Genomic DNA, 20,162 nt, shown 5'->3' on the forward strand with positions numbered 1-20,162 from the left:
TTAACAAATTAATTTATAACCAAAACCACGCACATTAATTATTTGAATGTTTTCATCCTTTTTTAATTTCTTTCTTAATTTAGAAATAAAAACATCCATACTTCTTGCATTAAAAAAATCATCGTTTCCCCATAATTTATTCAAAATAAAAGTTCTGTCTAAAACTTCATTTTTCTTTTCGAAAAGATAGAATAATAATTGCGCTTCTCTGTGTGTAAGTTGTTGCTCTTCTTCAGAAAAAGTAAGAGTTTGTTTGGTTAAATTAAATAAGTAATTTCCAATTTTTATATTTTCTGTATCGGTTTTTAGTTGAATTCTATTTAGTAAAGCTTTAATTCTTACAATTAATTCTTCCATAGAAAATGGTTTTTTTAAATAATCGTTGCCACCATTATTAAATCCTTCTAAAACATCAGACGTTTGCGATTTTGCGGTAAGAAATATAATAGGAATATGTTTGTTTTCTGCTCTAATTTCTTTGGCAAGTGTAAAACCATCTTTAATTGGCATCATTACATCTAAAACTAAAATATCTGGTTTTTCTTTTTGATAGTTTTCGAGTGCGATTTTACCGTTTTCTGCATGAAATACCTTAAAATTTCTAGATTCTAAACTTTCTTTTACAATCATACCTAAACTAGCTTCGTCTTCTGCTAAAAGCACTTTTATATTATTCATTTGGCAAGTTTATTTTAAATATTGTGTTGTTTTTTGTTGAAGATAAAGTTAGTGAACCTGCATGTTTTTCAATAATTTTTTTACTGTAATAGAGTCCTATTCCAAAACCTTTTACATTGTGTGTGTTTCCTTTAGGTACTCTATAAAATTTATCAAAAATTTTGTCTTGTAGATTTTTGTCGATTCCGTTACCATTGTCTGCAACAGATATTTCTGTGGTATTTAAAATAGAATTGATATTAATTTCTATGGCATTGCCGCCATATTTAACAGCATTATCTATTAAGTTAGAAACAGCATTTTCAAAATGAAAATCATCTACATTTAAATAGATTGGTTTTAGGTTTGTAGAAAAGTTAATTTCTTTATCAGTATTTAAAAATTGATGTTTATTTGCCAATTTTTCTATGGTATTTGTAATGTCTATAGATTCTTTTTTTAAGATTAATTGTTCGCTATCTAAGGTTGCAGTTTCTAGTAGTTTTTCTACCATTTGATGCAATTTTTTTAGTTGAACAGAAGACATCGAAAGGTATTTTTTAGTTTTTTCTTTATCATCTAAAACATTAAAATTTTCTATGGCTTCTATGGCTGTAGCAACTGTGGCTATTGGTGTTTTAAATTCGTGTGTTATATTGCTGATTAAATCGTTTTTTATGATTGCCAATTCTTTTTGTTGGTTGATTATTTTTAGCATATAAAAAAGACTGTAAATTACTGCTAATGATAGTAAAAAAGATAAAAATATACCCAAAGTACTTCGTTTTAAAGTTTCAATATTGGGGTTGTTGTAGATCAGTTTAAACTCTTCGTTATCTTTAACGTAGGTAGACTTAGAACTAACGGAAAAAATTTCTTCATCAAAAATAGAATCTTTTGTTTTATGAAATAAAGTATCATTTTTAAAATGATGAAAACTTGTTTTTAGAATTATTTTTTTTTGTGATAACTGTTTTTCAACTAAAGAATCTATCTTATCATATTCTATAGTTTCATCTAAAAAAGAAATAAAAATTGGTTTTAGATTTTTTATAAATTTTAAACTGTCTGCGGCTTTTTTACCCTTAAAATATTTTACATTAGTTTTAGAGCCATCATTATTTATTGTAATACCTTGTTTAGAATCTAAAAGTTGCGTTAAAACTTTACTTTTTTTCTGTTTCTTTACGACTACACTGTCTATTTTAGTGTTAAAATTAGTAACAAATTCCTTGGTAGAATTCATCATAGAATCTATTTTTTCTTTAGAAAGCTTATCATTAGAAGTTATTTTTATATTATTGATAGTAACTTTTGGTTTTACTTTTTCAGAGTTGTTTTCTTTTAACTTTTGTAAAATTTTACCGATAGAATTTTCTTCAATCGTTTTACTGGTACTTGGCTTGTTCTCTATAATAGTTAAGAAGTTACTTTTTGCCAAAGAAGAGTAATATTCTTCTACAGCATTGTCTAAACTTAACTGAATTTCGTTAGTAACTAATCTTTTGTTTTCCTCGTAATTTTTATGATTCCAATAAAATTGGATGGCAATAGTTGCTACTATGGTTGTAGCAATTAAGTATATAATCCATTGCTGTTTATTTGTTTTCATATTACAAATATAGGTTCTAAATAGTATAAAATGAGTTGGTTAACACTCGTTAACACTCGTTAACTATAAATTGTTCTGTTGTGTTGCACCTTTGAAGTGTTTAATTTAAAAAACAATATTATGAAAAAACTAACTACTTTATTTTTACTTTTTATTTCGCTACTTATAAATGCACAAGAAAGCAATACAAAAGCAGCTTATTCTAAAGGTGAAGTTTCTAAAATAACTTCTTTGGCTTTTACCTCAACTTCTGTAAAAGATTTAGAAAAGATTAATTGGAAAGACATTGAAAGCATTTTTGAACACAATAAACCTAATGAAAAAATTGCATTGAGTTTTGAGTTGGATTTGAAAGATTCTAAAAATAAATTTAAAGGTAAAATGGAAGTTTCTGGAGAAACAAAAAACATAGATTCTTTAATATATAAATCAAAAAAAATAATAAAGACATTAATTAAAATTTCTAAAAAATACTAAAACCACTAAATTATGAAATCACTATTAACAACATTTGCATTTTTGATGGTAGTATCATTCAATGCTCAAAATTTTCAAGGAAAAGCTATTTATAAAACTAGTAGAAAATCGAACGTTAAATTTGGTAACGATAAAAAATCTACAATGTCAGATGAAATGAAATTAAAACTACAAGCTAGATTGCAAAAAATGAATCAGAAAACCTATAATCTAGATTTTAACAAATATGAATCTGTTTATAAACAAGATGTTGCATTAGATGCACCAAGAACTCAAGTTGGTGGTGCTCAGATAAAAATGATTTCTTTTGGTGGTGGAGCTAGTGCTTTTTTGTATAAAAATATAAAAGAAAAGCGATATGCAAAACAAACAGAAGTACAAGGCAAACGCTTTTTAATAAAAGATCAAATAATTAAAAAGGATTGGGTAATGTCTTCAGAAACAAAAAATATAGGAAAGTATACCTGTTATAAAGCAACTTTTACAAAAGAAGTTGAAAATAAAAAAATGACGCTTGTTGATGGTAAATCAGAAATAAAAACTACAAAAGAAAAGATAACTACAACCGCTTGGTACACGCCAGAAATACCTTTAAGCCATGGTCCTGATAATTATCAAGGTTTACCTGGTTTAATTTTAGAAATTAATGATGGTAAAACCACAATTGTTTGCACAGAGATCATTATAAATCCTTCTGAAAAAATAGCTATTACAGAGCCAAAAAAAGGGAAAGTAGTTAGTCAGAAAAAATTTAATAAAATTCAGGAAGAAAAATCTAACGAATTAATGGAAAAATTTAAAAGTAGAAATGGTATGGATTTAGGAAATGGCATAAATATTAAAATGGGAGGGTAATCTTTTTTTAGTTCTAGTAAAAAATTAAACGAGCAAATTAAACTTTTAAGTTTTTTTTAAGTCTTATTAGAAATTACTAATACTATTTTAGTAAAAAAAGATAAAAAAATCATGAAACAATTAATTACGTTATTCTTAGCCTTTGTTACAATTGGTGTATTTGCTCAGAAAAATTTTCAAGGAAAAGCAACCTATATGTCTAAAACTACTTTAGATATGAGTAGTTGGGGAGGCAGAATGAATAGCATGTCTGAAGCACAAAAGAAACAAATTGCAGATAGGATGAAATCGATGTTAGAAAAAACATTTATTTTAAGTTTTGATAAAACAGCATCTATTTATAAAGAGGATGAAAAATTAGAAGCACCTGGTGCAGGTGGTGGGTTTAGAATGGGAGGTTTAACTGATGGAGGTACTAAGTATAAAAATACAAAAGAACTTGTAGCATTAGAGTCTAAAGAGTTTTTTGGTAAAAACTTTTTGATTTCTGATACTATGGAAATGCCGCAGTGGGAGTTAGGTAGCGAAACAAAAAAAATAGGAAACTATATTTGTTATAAAGCAACACTTACCAAAGATGTAGATGCTACAGATTGGAGAAACATGAGAAGAAGAAACAGAGATGATGATAAGAAGAAAAAGGATGCTAACAAAGACACTACAGAGACAGTAAAAGTTACAGAAGATATAGAAATACCAAAAAAAATAACAGTTACAGCATGGTATACACCACAAATACCGGTAAGTAATGGTCCTGGAGAATATTGGGGATTGCCAGGTTTAATTTTAGAAATTAATGAGGGAAGAACTACTATTTTATGTACAGAAATTGTACTAAATCCCTCAGAAAAATTAGAAATTGAGAAGCCAACAAAAGGAGATAAAGTTACAAGAAAAGAATACACAGATGCAATTACTAAAAAAATGGAAGAGTTTAGAAATAGCAGAGGTAGAGGTAGAGGTGGAAGAGGTAGATTTTAATTATTAAAAATAAAATACACAATGAAAAAATTACTACTATTAACCATTTTTATGGTTTCATTTATTTCTAGTGCGCAAGTTACTCTTACAGGAGTTGTAAAAGATAGTATTGGCTCACCTCTAGAAATGGCAAACATTTTAGCTGTAAACAAGTCAACAAAAAAAATGTCTTCATATGGTTTTACAGATGCAAAAGGAAATTACAAATTAGATTTAGATAAAAATCAAACTTTCGAAATTAAAATAAGTTACATTGGTTTTAAAACTGTAGATTTTGTTGTAGAAACTAAATCAGAGAATATTGTAAAAAATATTACACTTAAAGAAGATAATTCTTTAGATGAAATTACAATTGTATCTAAAATGCCAGTTACCATAAAAGGAGACACAATTGTGTATAACGCAGACTCTTTTAAAAATGGTTCTGAACGAAAACTAGAAGACGTATTAAAAAAATTACCCGGAGTAGAAATTAATGATGACGGTCAAATTGAAGTAGAAGGTAAAGTCGTAGAAAAAATTACAGTAGATGGTAAAGAGTTTTTTAGTGGAGATACAAAATTAGCATCTAAAAATATCCCTTCTAATGCGGTAGATAAAATACAAGTATTAAGAAATTTTTCTGATGTAAATCAGTTAAGCGGAGTTCAAAATAATCAAGATAGAGTAGCTATTAATATAAAATTAAAGGAAGGGAAAAAGAATTTTTGGTTTGGAGATGTCTATGCAGGTGCTGGGTTTACACCAAGTGATGATTTATACTTGTTTCAGCCCAAACTATTTTATTACAATCCAAAATATACATTAAATGTAATTGGAGATATAAATAATTTAGGTGAAGCAGTATTAAATAGAAGAGATTTAAGAGGTTTTAGCGGAGGTTTTAGAAGTCAAAGTCCGTCAAATGGAACAAATATAAATTTAGCAAGTGCTGGCATTGGTTTTTTAACACCAAATGCTAGAAATGCGAATAGAATAGAAACAAAACTAACCGCTTTAAACTTTAGTTACTCACCTAAAAAAAAATTAGATTTTAGTGGTTATTTAATTTGGTCTAGTAATAGTAACGGACAAAGAAATAGAAATATTATAGATTATAATGACCCATCTATACCAGATGATGTTACAGATAACACAACAGATCAAACTAGTAATTCTGGTTTATTTAACTTTAAAACGATCTATAAGAAAAATATAAACAATCAATTAAATTACGATTTAAATGGTCGTTTTACAAACGAGTTTAGATTAGATAATGGTACATCTCAAATAATAGGTAATAATGTGCCAATTGCAGAAAACGAGCGCGCAACACCATTTACAATCAATCAGAACTTAAGTTACTTTTATACAGCAAACGAAAACAATATTTTTGCCCTAGAAGTACAACATCAATTGCAAGATGAAGATCCTTTTTATGTATCTTCTATAGAGAATTTAGATCAAGATCCAAACAATAATGTAGATGGTTTTGATTCTGCAGCAGATGTTTTAGGTTTAGATAAATCACAACAGTTTTATACTTTAGAACAAGACAGACGAGTAAAATCTAATCAATTAGATGCAAAATTAGATTACTATTATATTATAAATAATAAAAGCAACTTTAATTTTGTAGGTGGTACTATTTTAAGTAAGCAAAACTTTGATTCTAGGTTTTTTCAGCTATTGGATAATGGCAGTTCATTAGATCCAACTTTAAATATTCCTAACTTAGCAAACCCTAGTACTACAAATGATGTAGAATACAATTTTACAGATATTTATGCAGGTATGCGTTATCGTGTTAAAGCAGGTATTTTTACTTTTAGGCCAGGTTTTACGGCACATTCTTACAATATTAATAATACCCAAGTTGGTGCAATAACAGATTTTAAAGATTCTTTCACAAAAATTTTACCAGAATTAAACATTATTGCTCAATTTAAAAAGAGTGAAAGTTTACGTTTCAATTACAGGCAGCAAGTTAATTTTACTGATGTAAATCAACTAGCAGAAGGTATTGTTGCTAGAAGTTATAATTCATTTTTCTTTGGAAATAATGATATTATGAATGCTAGAGTAGAATCGATGAGTTTAAATTATAGTAGCTTTAATTTATTTAACAATATGTTTGTTTTTGGTGGATTAAACTATAACAAAACGATGGAGCAAATTGCTTCAATTGCAGACTTTGTTCCAGACGCAAATAACCCAAATATAAGATCTAATGTTTCTACTAATACTAATTTAAACCTGCCTTATGATATAGAATCTATTAGTGCTTTTGGTCGATTTACAAAAACGTTTAGAAAAATTAGAACAAGTTTGGCGGCAAGCTTTTCAGATTCTCAAGCCTATCAATTATTTGGTTCGGAAACTACAAAGTTAAATACCCAAAGGTATTCTATTACTCCAGGTATTAGAACAAACTATACAAAAGCGCCTAATGTTAGTTTAAACTATAGAGCTTCTTTTTCAGATCAAAACAGAACAGAATTAAGTACAAATAATGTTTCTAATTTTAAATCTGTTACGCATGCACCTTCTATAAATTTTGATGCTTATATTTGGAATTCTCTAACCTTAACCTCTGATTTTACTTACAATGAAGTTAGACAAAACGGTCAGCATCAAAATTCTTTTAAAATATGGGATTTATCATTATCATATAGAAAAGATAAAGATGCAAAGTGGGAGTATGAATTTCAAGCAAGTAACATATTAGGAACAGAATCGAGAGTAAGTGTTAATAATGGAAACATTTCAAATTCGATTAACGAAACTTTTATTTTGCCTAGGTTAGTTACTTTTAGAGTAAGATATCAATTATAAAACATTTTAGTATAAAATAAAAAAGGCTCAAGAAATTGAGCCTTTTTTATTTACTTTAATTATTTTAGCCGTATGAGTTTGTTAGCTACAAAGTCTCCTTTTATTGCAACTTTTAAAAGTTTAGGAGCACTATTTTTATTTATAGGTTTTGGTCTTTTTTTAGATAGTTTCTACATGGTAGAAATTACAGATAATGCACAGTTGTATGCAACTATTAGCATGATGATTGGTTTTTTAATTACTTTTTGGAGAGTAAATAAAAGAGTTAAAGAACAAATGATTTATGCTGTTTTAATTGGTATTATTGGCGAGTATTTGTTTTCTATTGTTATGGGTATGTATTCTTACAGATTGGGTAACGTGCCTCATTACGTGCCACCAGGTCATGCTTTGGTTTATGTAGCCGTTTTGTACTTTTCTAAAGCATCATCAATTATTAAAAATAAAATTAAGCTAGAAAAATTTTTCACAATTTTTATATTGATCTATGCAACTGTTTTCTTAATTTTTAGAAATGATGTTTTTGGTTTTGTAATGACTATTGCAACAATTTTAATCTTAAGAAAGAAGCCTAGAGAAAGATTATTTTATCTATCAATGTATATAACTGTAGCTTATTTAGAAATTGTAGGTACTAATTATTTATGTTGGAAATGGCCATCTACGGCTTGGGGTATATTCGATTTTTTACCAAGTCACAATCCGCCAAGTGGTATAAGTTTTTTCTATTTTTTATTAGATTTAGGCACACTATGGTTGTATAAAAAACGTCATAAAATAGCTTGGTCTCGAATGAAGAATGTTCGAAAAATTCGATTAAATTTATCAAAAAATACAAACTAAAATAAACGTAATACCGTTTTGTATTAAAAGAGATTTTAAATGTCTATAAATGTAAAATCAGTTTCAAAAATATATAAAACTCAAAAAGCTGTAAATAATGTTTCTTTTGCTGCAGAAAAAGGACAAATTGTTGGCTTTTTAGGTCCTAACGGAGCAGGGAAATCTACAATAATGAAGATTTTAACAGGTTTTATAAAACCTACTGATGGTGAAGTTTTTGTAAATGATATTAATGTGAAACAATTTCCTTTAGAAGTACAAAAAATCATCGGTTATTTACCAGAACACAATCCTTTATATACAGATATGTATGTAAAAGAATATCTACAGTTCCAAGCATCAGTTCATAAAATCGATAAATCAGAAGTTAATATTTGTATAGAAAAAGTTGGTTTAACTGCAGAAGCACATAAAAAAATCAATCAACTTTCTAAAGGTTATCAACAAAGGGTTGGTTTAGCAGCTGCAATTTTACACAATCCAGAAATTTTAATTTTAGATGAACCTACTACAGGTTTAGACCCTAATCAATTAGTAGAAATTAGAGCTTTAATTAAAGAGTTAGGAAAAAATAAAACTGTTTTGTTTTCATCACATATCATGCAAGAAGTAGAAGCTGTTTGTGATCGAGTAATTATCATAAAAAAAGGTGAAATTCTAATTGATAAAAAATTAGCAGAACTTATACAAACCAAAGAGCAAATTATAGAAGTTACTTTTGATTATAAGATCGAAGAACAATTTATAAGTAGACTACAAAATGTTGTTTCTTATAAAAATAATTACGACAATACTTGGTATGTTACTTTTGAAAGTGAACAAGATATGAGACCCGTAATTTTTGATTTTGCTCAAGAAAACGGTCTGAAAATTTTAAGTCTAAATAAGCAGAATAAAAATTTAGAAACTTTTTTTAGAGAAATAACTAATGATTAATCATTAGTTATTTCTTCTATTATGTAGTTGTATGCTTCTAAAAGTGTTGGAAAAGTAATACTACTTCCCGCACTTTTAAGTTCTGTGTCTGTATATTGTGTTGTAATTCCTATCGGTATCATACCAGCAGCTTTTGCTGCATTTGTGCCTGTTAAACTGTCTTCAAAAACCCATAAATCTTTAAAATCTTCTTCATTAAAGTTTAATGCTCTAGCTAAAGTTTTATATGCCTCTGGATCTGGTTTAGGTTTTTCATAATCTTGTACACCAAAAACAGTGGTAAAATTTAGATTTAAATGGGTAATACTATTTTTTAAAAACTGTTTAGTTGCATTACTAGCAATACCATAAGGTATATTTTTTTTGGATAAAAAATCTGTAAATTCGTTAACTCCGGGTAATAAGTCCGGAATTGTAAAAAATTTATCAAGATGAATGTCCTTTAGTAAAAATAATTCTTCGGCTTTATTTTCTTGACCGATTGTGCTACAATAATAAGCTGCAATTACCATTGGAGATTTACCTGCATGACTTTTAGGAAAAGGAGGAATTTCTTTATTAAATAATTCTTTAAAAGCACTAGCCCAAGCATTTCCGTGGCTTTTAAAACTATGCACAATTACGCCATCAAAATCGAATAAAAAACCCTTAGGCAATACTTTTTTTAACATTTGCTAACTTCTTTTCATTTACCAATTTAGATAAATAAGGATTTAAAAATTTATTTGTTGGATCTAATTCTCTTCTTAGTTCTTTAAAATCTTCCCATTTAGGATATATTTTAGATAATTGCGCATCTTTTGCTGCAAACCTTTTACCCCAATGTGGTCTACCACCGTGTTTAAGAAAAATTCTTTCTACACTTTTAAATGCCTCATAAGTATCTGCCGTAGCAGCATTTCTAGATACACAACCCATTGTAACAATATCTTCTTTGTAAGCGTAGCTTAACCAAGCATTGTCTTTTTGTACAAAACGTACATCCATTGGTATGTGAATAAAAGATTTATTGTCCCATTTATTCACTTCTTCTTTTAACTCTTTAAAAACTTGAGGAAATTTGTCTAAACCTATAGTCCATTCTGCTAATTCTAAAGTAGAACCTCTAGATTTTGTAACAGTCGCTTGATATAAAGAACCTTTGTGTTCTTTTTTTGAACTAAAAAAAGCTTTAGCTAAAATATTGTTTGCAATTGCCGTAATCCAAGGAAATTTATGTGAATATTTATATAAAATTTTAGAAGCTGTTCTTCTATGTTTTAAATACTTTGGTCCGTTGTTAACATTAATTTCTTTGTCCTTATCAATTTTATCTCCAGTTATAACATAACCTTTACTGGTATGAGGTAACCATAGAATGCGTAAAAAATCGTGCTGTTTTAAACGATCTTTTATTTTTGGTAACCATTCTTTATCATTTTCTGGGCGTTCTTTAACATGTAAAGTGTACTCTGTTTCACATTTAAAAGTTATTTCAGAAAGTACTCCTAACATTCCTAATGAAACTTTTGCAGCATTCATTAACTCATCTGAACTCTTAATTTCTTTAACAGATCCATCTGCCAAAACCAATCTACAAGAGGTAATGTATTCTGATAAAAGTTTACCACTTGTACCATGTGTACCTGTAGCTAAAGCACCACCAACTGTAACTGTATTAATGTCTGGCAAACAAGGTATACACCAGCCAACTTTTTCGATAGCTTCTAATAAATCACCTAAAATTACGCCAGATTGAACCGTAATCGTTTTCTCATTGTAGTTGTAAGAAACTATTTTGTTATAGGTTTTCATGTCTAACAAAGCGTTAGTACCTGCTGCAATATCGGCAGAAGACTGTTTGTTTCCAAAAAAACGGATTTTATCATTGTTTGCAATTACATCTTGTAGCTCATTTTCTGTGGTGATTTTAAATAAAGACTTATAATTGTGTTTTAAGTTTTCATTCCAACTTACCCAAACTCCGTTTTCTTTTTGTTTCATGATATTCTATTTTTGTTAAACAAAAATAGTAATAAATAGTTTTATGTTACTATTATTTTGTTTTTTTTTGATTTATAGTAGCTATAGTTTTATAGGTAAAAGTTATTAGCTAGGTCAATTTTATAAGTTTAACTAATTCAATTTATACTTAATTTGTTGTTTTTCTAAAGTTGCTAATAACTCATTAGTAATATGTAGTTTTGTATTTCTACTTGGCAAACTGATTTCTAATTTTTCTTTTTCGTCCCAAATTGTAAAGTTTAAGTTTTGTTTACCTGGTTTGTTTTTTAGAATAGATTCTAAATTTAAAATAGTATCCTCTTTAATGTCACTTAACGGTAATTGAATAGTTACTTTTTTACAAAGTTCATCCATAATGTCGTGAAGTAATTTCATTTCTGTAAACTTTAATCGTGGTTCACCAGCAACACCTGTTTCCTTGTTCGTCCAACCAGGTTGTATGGTAGATCTTACAAATAAAAATGAATTTGGTACTAAGAAATGTTTCATTTTTAAGTAATCTTCACCAAAAATTCTAAATTCGTGACTATCACCATAATCTTCTATTGTAAAAGCTGCCCAACCTTTTCCAGCTTTAGAAACTCTGTGTTGTACATCAGTAATAATACCAGCAAAAGCCATGTTCATACCAACATATTTTGCAAGATCACCTTTAAAATGTTTTAAAGAAGCGTTACAAAATTTAAGTTCATTTTTAAAATCATCTAAAGGATGCGCAGAAATATAAATACCGATAACTTCCTTTTCTTGCGAAAGTAATTCCATAGTTCCCCAAGTTTCACATTGCGGAATATCTGGTTCTGGAAACTGAACCGTAGAAGCTTCACCAAACATAGAAACTTGTGCAGAATTTTCATTTTCTTGATATTTACTACCAAACTTCATAGCGCGTTCTAAAAACGTTTGTCCTTTTTCGTCTGTATCAAAATATTGAGCTCTGTGTGTATCTGTAAAAGAATCGAATGCACCTGCTTTAATTAAACTATCGAAAGATTTTTTATTTGCGGCTCTTAAATCTACACGTTTCGCTAAGTCGAAAATAGAAGTATAATTACCGTTTTCTTCTCTTTCTTTAATAATTGCTCTCACGGCACTTGCGCCAACACCTTTTACGGCAGCCATACCAAAACGTACAGCACCTTCTTTATTTACAGAAAATTTTAAATAAGATTCATTTAAATCTGGTCCTAAAACTTCTAAGCCCATTCGTTTACATTCTTCCATAAAAAACGATACAGATTTTATGTCGTTCATGTTGTTAGAAAGTACAGAAGCCATATATTCTGCAGGATAATGCGCTTTTAAATATGCTGTTTGGTAAGCGATCCAAGCATAACAAGTAGAATGCGATTTGTTAAAAGCATAACTTGCAAATGCCTCCCAATCTTTCCAGATTTTTTCTAGTTTTTCAGGATCATGACCATTTGCAGCAGCTTGTTCTACAAATTTAGGTTTCATTTTATCTAGAACCGCAATTTGCTTTTTACCCATTGCTTTACGTAAAACATCGGCTTCACCTTTGGTAAAATCTGCTAATTTTTGCGATAAAAGCATTACTTGCTCTTGGTAAACTGTAATTCCATACGTTTCTGCCAAATATTCTTCCATAGCAGGTAAATCGTACTCAATATCTTCAGTTCCGTGTTTTCTGTTGATAAAACTCGGAATGTATTCCATTGGTCCAGGACGATACAAAGCATTCATTGCAATTAAATCTGCAAAAACCGTTGGTTTTAAAGAACGCATGTGTTTTTGCATGCCGGGAGATTCATATTGAAAAACACCAACAGTTTCTCCTCTTTGAAACAATTCGTATGTTTTTACATCATCTAAAGAAAAGTTTTCTGGATCTAACTCTACGCCATGTCTAGCTTTTACAATTTTAACGGTGTCTTTAATTAAAGTAAGCGTTTTTAATCCTAAGAAATCCATTTTTAACAAACCTGCATTTTCTACCACAGAGTTGTCAAATTGGGTAACATACATGTCGGAATCTTTAGCCAAAGAAACCGGAACATAATTAGTAATATCACCAGGTGTAATAATTACACCACATGCATGTATACCAGTATTTCTAACAGAACCTTCTAATATTGTTGCTTTATTTATTGTTTCTGATGCTAAATCAGTACCATAAGAAAGACTTCTTAATTCTTCTACAAGTTGTTTCTCTTCAGCTCTTAAACCATCAACTTTTCCTTTGCTTTTAGGATCGTCACCAAAAATATTTTTTAATTTTATTCCTGGAATTAATTTTGCAATTCTATCGGCTTCAAACAGCGGTAAATCTAAAACTCTGGCCGTATCTCTAATAGAAGATTTTGCAGCCATTGTTCCGTAAGTAATAATTTGAGCAACTTGGTTTGCGCCGTATTTGTCAATTACATAATCCATTACACGACCACGACCTTCATCATCAAAATCAATATCAATATCGGGCATCGAAACACGTTCTGGATTTAAGAAACGCTCGAAAAGTAAATCATATTTAATAGGATCTATATTTGTAATCCAAAGACAATATGCAACTACAGAACCTGCGGCAGAACCACGTCCAGGACCTACTGCAACATCCATATTTCGGGCTTCTCTAATAAAATCTTCTACAATTAAAAAATAACCAGGATATCCTGTTTTTTCAATTACTTCCAATTCAAAATCTAATCTTTCTTTGATAGATTCTGTAATTTCTCCATAACGTTTTTTGGCACCTTCAAAAGTTAGGTGTTTTAAAAAAGCATTTTCTCCACGTTTTCCTCCGTCGATTTTATCTTCTTCGGATAAAAATTCTTCTGGAATATCAAAAGCAGGTAATAAAACGTCTCTAGCAAGCGTATATATTTCTATTTTATCTACAATTTCTTGAATGTTGATAATGGCTTCTGGTAAATCTGCAAAGAGTTTTTTCATTTCATCAGAAGATTTGAAATAATACTCTTGATTAGGTAAACCATATCTATAACCACGACCTTTACCAATAGGTGTAGCTTGTTTTTCTCCGTCTTTTACACACAATAAAATATCGTGAGCATTTGCATCTTTTTTATCTAAATAAAAAGTATTGTTTGTAGCAACTACTTTTATGTTATGTTTTTTAGAAAATTTAAGTAAAGTTTCATTAACAATTTTTTCGTCTTGTTGATCATGACGCATTAATTCGATATAAAAATCGTCTTTAAATTGTTCTTTCCACCAAAGTAAAGCTTCTTCTGCTTGTTTTTCACCTAAATTTAAAATCTTACTAGGAACTTCACCGTATAAATTTCCGGTTAAAACAATAATATCTTCCTTATATTTTTCTACTAAAGCTTTGTCTATTCTTGGTACATAATAAAAACCATCTACAAAGGCTGCAGAAGACATTTTAGCCAAATTATGATATCCGTTTTTATTTTTTGCTAATAAAACTACTTGATATCCGTTGTCTTTTTGTGATTTGTTTTTATGGTCTTCACAAATGTTAAACTCGCAACCAATAATTGGTTTCATAGGAGTTTCGGCATTTTTATTATGACTTAAAACTGCGTTTACAAAATGGAAAGCACCCATCATGTTTGCAGTATCTGTCATAGCAACTGCCGGCATGTTATATTTTGCTGCAGCTTTTACAATGTTACCCAATTGCATGGTACTTTGTAAAACAGAATATTGTGTGTGGTTGTGTAAATGAGAAAATTGTACATCTTTTAACTCGGCTAAACCTTCTGATGTAGATTTAGTTTCTGAAACTCCTTTTAATTTTTCTAAACGCTTACGAATCTTATCGCTTTCTTGTTTTAGATTGATGTGTTTTAAACCAATAACTTGAATTGGTTTCGGATTTGCTTCAGAGAAATTCTTAAAATAATCTGCATCTACATCTAATTCTTCTTGTGTAAATTCTCTTAAACGAATCAACTCTAAAAAACAACGTGTTGTTGCCTCTACATCGGCAGTTGCATTGTGAGCTTCACCAAAACCAACGCCAAATAAATGATTGTGCAATTCTGTTAATGTTGGTAATTTAAATTTACCACCTCGACCACCAGGAATTTGACACATGGTAGCTGTTTTTTCTGTACAAGTATCTAAAAGAGGTAAAGAGGTTAAGTTATTTTCTACACCTAATCTATGAAATTCACATCCCATAATATTAATATCAAAACCAACATTTTGACCTACAATAAATTTTGTTTTTTTTAAAGCTTCGTTAAAAAGTTTTAAACCTTTTTCTAATTTGATACCTTGTTCTTCTGCCAATTCAGTAGAAATACCGTGAATTCTTTCTGCATCATACGGAATATTAAAACCATCTGGCTGAATAAGAAAATCGTTGTGTTCTAGCACATTTCCCATTTTGTCATGCAATTGCCATGCAATTTGAATACACCTTGGCCAATTGTCTGTATCGGTAATTGGTGCGTTCCAGCTTTTTGGTAAACCAGTAGTTTCTGTATCAAAAATTAAGTACATAAATTGCTTTTAGTTTGATGATTTTATTCTTTTGAAAAGGACTGTAAATTTAGAGTTTTGTTATTGATTTTTAGACTAACAATGCAATCTTTTATCAACATTAAAAACCACTTTTTTATTGCTTAAAAATAACAATTTTGGTTATTCTTTTTAATATTAAATCTATCTTAAGTTAATATTAAGTCTTTATCAATGTTAATATTTAACATCGGTTATGCTGTTTTCGATTATAGTTTTGAGGTTAATTAAAAACCTAACTTTTATTTAAATTATGAAACTATCAATAATGAAAACACGAATAACCATTGTAGCATTATTTGCTTTTGGTATGTTGTTTTTAAACAGTAATCAAACCTATGGTCAGGCTACAAATGCGACTGTTAAAGGTAAAATTATAGATGCAGAAGGCTTGCCTTTAATGGGCGCAACTGTTATTGTAAAAAACACGGCTACTGGTTTTACATCTGGTACAACAACTAATGAAACCGGTAATTATAAAATACAGCAATTGCCTTTGGGTGGTCCTTATAATGTAACTGCTAAATTTTTAGGGTTTCAAGATGCTGTTAAAAAAGGTTTTATGTTAAACCTTAACGATGCAATCTCTTTAGATTTTACTTTACAAGAATCTTCTACTTCTTTAAGTGAAATTGTTATTTCTACAAATAGTATTGTAAAAAGAATACAACAAGTAGGCGCTTCAACAAAAATTGGAGCAGGTCAAATTAAAAATTTACCATCCGAAGGAAGAAATTTTACAAGATTAACAAGCTTGTCTCCTTTACAAGGTGGCGGAAGCATAAATCTTGGTGGGCAAAGAAGAACATCTACAAATGTTACTATTGATGGTGTAAATTTTAGAAATACACTAACAGCAGGAGAAATTGGTCGTGGACCTTATACAATTTCTCAAGAAGCAATTAGAGAGTTTGAAGTGTCTACAAACGATTATGACGTTACACAAGGTAGACAAGGTGGTGGTTCTATTACTTCGGTTACTAAATCTGGTACAAATAATTTTGAAGGAAGTGCATTTTTTTATCACAGAGCAGATAATTTACAAAGTCAATATACAATACAAGGTCAAGAAAGAAGTGCAGATTTTTACAATTCGCAATCTGGTTTAAGTATTGGAGGACCAATAATTGAAGATAAATTACATTTTTTCTTAGTTTACGAAAGACAAGATGCCGGTGATCCTCAATTTATCGCAAATATAGAAAGTGACGACGATGCGAATAGATTAGGAATAACTGAAGGTAATTTAAATAGATTTTTACAGATTGGTAGAGATAAATATGGTGTAAGTAATTCACAGCAAATTGGTCAATTTGATAGAGTAACAGAGGCAAATAACCTGTTCTTTAGACTTGATTGGCAAATAAATGATAAGCATAGATTAACATTTAGAAATTTGTATAATAAATGGGACAATCCTTTTAGTGTAAGTGATAATTCTAGTATTGAGATTGCAGAATCTTTTTCTGATTTTGTATCAAAAGAAAATAGTATGTTTTTGTCTTTACGTTCTGTTTTTACGCCAAGTGTAACTAACGAATTTAAAGTGCAATATCAACGTGCAGAACGTATATTTAGTCCGAATTCTGAATTGCCTTCTCAAAACATACCAAGAGCAATTGTACAAGTAGAATCTGTTTTGCCAAACGGAAAAACAAGTAATAGAAGTGTGCAGTTAGGTGGACAGCGTTTTACACCAGAAACAAATTTAGAAAATCAAATACAAATTTCTAACACAACCTATTTAACTAAAGGAAAGTTGAATTTTACTTTTGGTACAGATAATATGATAACTGCATTAGAAACGCAGTTGTCAAATGAGCAAAATGGTCGTTTTTTCTTCGATTCTTTAGACGATTTCGATAACTTAAATCCGTCTAGATTTGCAAGAGAAGTTCCGTTACAAGGTTCTACTTTGGTAAAGCAAACCGTTTTAGATTTATCAGTTTTCGGACAAGTAGAATTTGATATCAATCCTAATTTAAATTTTTCTGCAGGCGTTAGATATGACGCAACAGCATTTGTTAATTCGGCAGAATTTAATCCATTAGTTTTTCAAGAGTTAGGAATTCGTACAGATGTAAAGCCAGAAGATTTTGATAATATTCAGCCAAGGTTTCAATTAATTTGGAATATTAAAGGAAAAGACACAGATATTTTAAAACTTGGTGGAGGTATTTTTACTTCTCAGCCACATTATTATGCGCAAGTAAATAATATACAAAATAGCGGAACATTAATTGGTGCTGTTGATGTTACAGGTGCAGATGTTCCTTCTCCAGATTTTCCTGGTTACAGAAACGATCCAAGCACAGTTCCAGGTGTGCCAGCAGGTGTTACACCGTTTTCTACAATAAATGCTGTAAGTCCAGATTTTGAAATTCCAACAATATACAAGGCAAACGTAAATTATACACACTTTTTCGGAGATAAATATAGTTTGGGTGTAAACGCTATTTTTAGTCATACTAAGAATAATTATGTTTATCAAGAAGCTAATTTAGTTTCAGAGCCTTATTTTGTAACACCAGAAGGAAGAGAAGTTTTTGTGCCTGCAAATACAATTCCTTCAAACGGAAGAGCAGATTGGACAGCGTCAAGAGCTTCTGATTTAGTTGGAAGAACGTTGGTTTTAAATTCTGATGGAATTCTAGATAATTTAGCTTTAGTTGTAGAAGGTTCTGCAAAAATTGGTGAAGACGGTTATTTAAACGCAAGTTTTACCGTAAATAGTTCTAAAGATAATTCTTCTTACAACTGTTGTGTTGCAAATACATCTACTTTTTTACCTGTTACAGGAGATCCTAGAGATTTAAATTATGGGTATTCTGATAATCATTTTGATACTAAACTTGTTGTAAACGGTGCAACACCAACTTGGAAAGGTTTTACCTTAGGTGCTACTGTTGTAGGTACTGGCGGATCTAGATATTCTTTACATACTTCAGGAAACAAAAGTGCAAACGGAGATTTTAACTTGAGCAATGATATTGCATATATCTACGATCCAGCAGATCCTAGTACTCCACAAAATATTGTAGATGATTACAACGAGATCTTAAACGATCCAGAAACTACAGATGGTTTTAAAGAGTATTTAAGAGAAAGTTTTGGTGGTTTTGCAGAAAGAAATGGTGGTAAAAACCCATTTAGAGCAACTGTAGATCTTCGTCTTCAGAAAAAAATTGAATTTAATGGTTCTAAAAGTGCTTTAGAGTTTTCTGCAGATGTTTTCAATTTTATGAACTTACTTAACAAAGAATGGGGAAGAACAAATAACTTTAGTAGAAGAAGAAATTTTATGAATATCACTGGTTTCGATCAAAATACCAAAAGTTATACTTATAGTGTACAAACAGGTGCAGGTACAGAACCAATTAATGGAACTCCATGGAGATTACAATTAGGTGTTAGATATTCTTTTAATTAAAATAGTGTTGATTTAGTTTTTAAGGCTTGGTAAATTATTATCAGGCCTTTTTTTAACAAAATGTAATTTATGAAATATAGTATATATATAGTTGTAACCTTATTAATGATTATTGGTTGTTCTCAATCTAAAAATCTTATCGATACAGATAATTCTTTTGCTAAAGAAAATTATCTAGCAAATAAAACCGGAGCCGTTTTACCAGTTGATTATAAGTTTGTAAATAAAAAAAGTTTTAAAGTTTTAACATGGAATGTAGAACATTTTGTGGATGCTTTCGATAACCCTTATATAGATTCTAAAAGAGAGAATAACCCAGACTCTTTAATGAGCAATAAAGTAGCTTATCTAGCGGGTGCTTTAACTAAGATAAATGCAGATATTGTTGTGCTTCAAGAGTTTGAAAGTGCTAGCTTTTTAAAAAATATTGCAGCAACTAAATTGCAAAACTTAGGATATAAATACTTTGCAGATATACCAAGTCATGGTTGGTATATGAATGTAGTTATAATGAGCAAAGTGCCTTTGGGTGTAATATACGGTTATGGTAATGTAACAACGCCTGTTTTAAATTATAAAGATGAAAACGGATTAGCGCAAACTCAAAATAATTTAAATACCAGAATGTGGTCTATAGAAGTGTATCCAAGTAAAAATTATAATTTTCTTCTTACAGGTGTTCATTTAAAAGCTGGTAGAGGAGAGAGAAATATAGCAATGAGAAAAGGACAGATTAACTTTTTAAAACAGCAGTTTAAACGTTTTTTAAAAGAGGATAAAAATAAAAACATTATGGTTCTTGGAGATTTTAATAGTTTACAAAACAGTGAAGAAATAAATATGTTTTTAAATGAAAAAGTGAAGAAAGAAAGATTTATCGATCCTTTGCCAAAAAACATCATGACGCACAATTCTAAAGATCCTAAACGTAGATTAGATTATATCTTGATAAACACAAATATGTTTAAAGAATATATTCAAAAATCTGCAGATGTACCTCAATTATACAATGCTAATAAAATGAGCATTATTAGTGATCATTTACCTGTGGTAGCGAAATTTAACATTAATTAGAAAAAATAT

13 protein-coding genes are annotated in these 20,162 nt (G+C 29.6%); 8 read left to right on the forward strand and 5 right to left on the reverse strand.

The window, feature by feature from the left end; translation table 11 throughout:
* Both BXQ17_RS13405 and BXQ17_RS13410 read right to left on the reverse strand, forming a co-directional pair.
* On the reverse strand, nucleotides 1-678 hold the full coding sequence (locus tag BXQ17_RS13405; protein ID WP_077811130.1) for a response regulator transcription factor: 678 nt from the start codon (nucleotides 676-678) through the stop codon (nucleotides 1-3).
* Complete coding sequence (locus BXQ17_RS13410; protein WP_077811131.1) at nucleotides 671-2,269, reverse strand: sensor histidine kinase KdpD; 1,599 nt, start codon at nucleotides 2,267-2,269, stop codon at nucleotides 671-673. Before BXQ17_RS13410 ends, BXQ17_RS13405 begins: the two co-directional genes overlap by 8 nt.
* A 120-nt stretch (nucleotides 2,270-2,389) precedes the next feature.
* Here BXQ17_RS13410 and BXQ17_RS13415 point away from each other — a divergent pair, with 120 nt between their 5' ends.
* From BXQ17_RS13415 to gldA, 6 genes are all read left to right on the forward strand, one after another.
* Entirely contained in the window at nucleotides 2,390-2,746 is a 357-nt protein-coding gene (locus BXQ17_RS13415; RefSeq protein ID WP_077811132.1) for a hypothetical protein, read from the forward strand.
* Between the two features lie 12 nt (nucleotides 2,747-2,758).
* The gene (locus tag BXQ17_RS13420; protein ID WP_077811133.1) at nucleotides 2,759-3,601 is read left to right on the forward strand and encodes a GLPGLI family protein; all 843 of its coding nucleotides are present in this window, start codon (nucleotides 2,759-2,761) and stop codon (nucleotides 3,599-3,601) included.
* Between the two features lie 111 nt (nucleotides 3,602-3,712).
* Nucleotides 3,713-4,582: a GLPGLI family protein gene (locus tag BXQ17_RS13425; RefSeq protein WP_077811134.1), complete on the forward strand. Its 870-nt coding sequence runs from the start codon at nucleotides 3,713-3,715 to the stop codon at nucleotides 4,580-4,582.
* A gap of 21 nt (nucleotides 4,583-4,603) precedes the next feature.
* Nucleotides 4,604-7,396, forward strand: coding sequence for a carboxypeptidase-like regulatory domain-containing protein (locus BXQ17_RS13430; RefSeq protein ID WP_077811135.1), 2,793 nt, complete (start codon nucleotides 4,604-4,606; stop codon nucleotides 7,394-7,396).
* 72 nt (nucleotides 7,397-7,468) lie between these two features.
* The gene (locus BXQ17_RS13435; RefSeq protein WP_077811136.1) at nucleotides 7,469-8,239 is read left to right on the forward strand and encodes a hypothetical protein; all 771 of its coding nucleotides are present in this window, start codon (nucleotides 7,469-7,471) and stop codon (nucleotides 8,237-8,239) included.
* 39 nt (nucleotides 8,240-8,278) lie between these two features.
* Complete coding sequence (gene gldA, locus BXQ17_RS13440; protein WP_077811137.1) at nucleotides 8,279-9,175, forward strand: gliding motility-associated ABC transporter ATP-binding subunit GldA; 897 nt, start codon at nucleotides 8,279-8,281, stop codon at nucleotides 9,173-9,175.
* On the opposite strand, the gene BXQ17_RS13445 is transcribed toward gldA, so the two are convergent.
* The 3 genes from BXQ17_RS13445 to dnaE form a co-directional block, all read right to left on the reverse strand.
* Nucleotides 9,172-9,846, reverse strand: a complete 675-nt coding sequence (locus tag BXQ17_RS13445; RefSeq protein WP_077811138.1) for an HAD family phosphatase — start codon at nucleotides 9,844-9,846, stop codon at nucleotides 9,172-9,174. The two genes, gldA and BXQ17_RS13445, sit on opposite strands and share 4 nt — an antisense overlap.
* Nucleotides 9,824-11,158: a D-arabinono-1,4-lactone oxidase gene (locus tag BXQ17_RS13450; RefSeq protein WP_077811139.1), complete on the reverse strand. Its 1,335-nt coding sequence runs from the start codon at nucleotides 11,156-11,158 to the stop codon at nucleotides 9,824-9,826. Before BXQ17_RS13450 ends, BXQ17_RS13445 begins: the two co-directional genes overlap by 23 nt.
* Before the next feature lie 132 nt (nucleotides 11,159-11,290).
* Nucleotides 11,291-15,631 (reverse strand): DNA polymerase III subunit alpha, encoded by a 4,341-nt coding sequence (gene dnaE / locus BXQ17_RS13455; protein WP_077811140.1) that lies wholly within the window; start codon nucleotides 15,629-15,631, stop codon nucleotides 11,291-11,293.
* A gap of 286 nt (nucleotides 15,632-15,917) precedes the next feature.
* Between dnaE and BXQ17_RS13460 the strand changes: the two genes are divergently transcribed.
* Both BXQ17_RS13460 and BXQ17_RS13465 read left to right on the forward strand, forming a co-directional pair.
* Entirely contained in the window at nucleotides 15,918-19,079 is a 3,162-nt protein-coding gene (locus BXQ17_RS13460) for a carboxypeptidase regulatory-like domain-containing protein (protein ID WP_254712384.1), read from the forward strand.
* A 69-nt stretch (nucleotides 19,080-19,148) separates the two neighbouring features.
* Entirely contained in the window at nucleotides 19,149-20,153 is a 1,005-nt protein-coding gene (locus BXQ17_RS13465) for an endonuclease/exonuclease/phosphatase family protein (RefSeq protein WP_149025916.1), read from the forward strand.
* Nucleotides 20,154-20,162: the final 9 nt, after the last annotated feature.

This window comes from Polaribacter sp. BM10 (assembly GCF_002005425.1).
In the GTDB taxonomy this organism is placed as follows: Bacteria; Bacteroidota; Bacteroidia; order Flavobacteriales; family Flavobacteriaceae; genus Polaribacter; species Polaribacter marinaquae.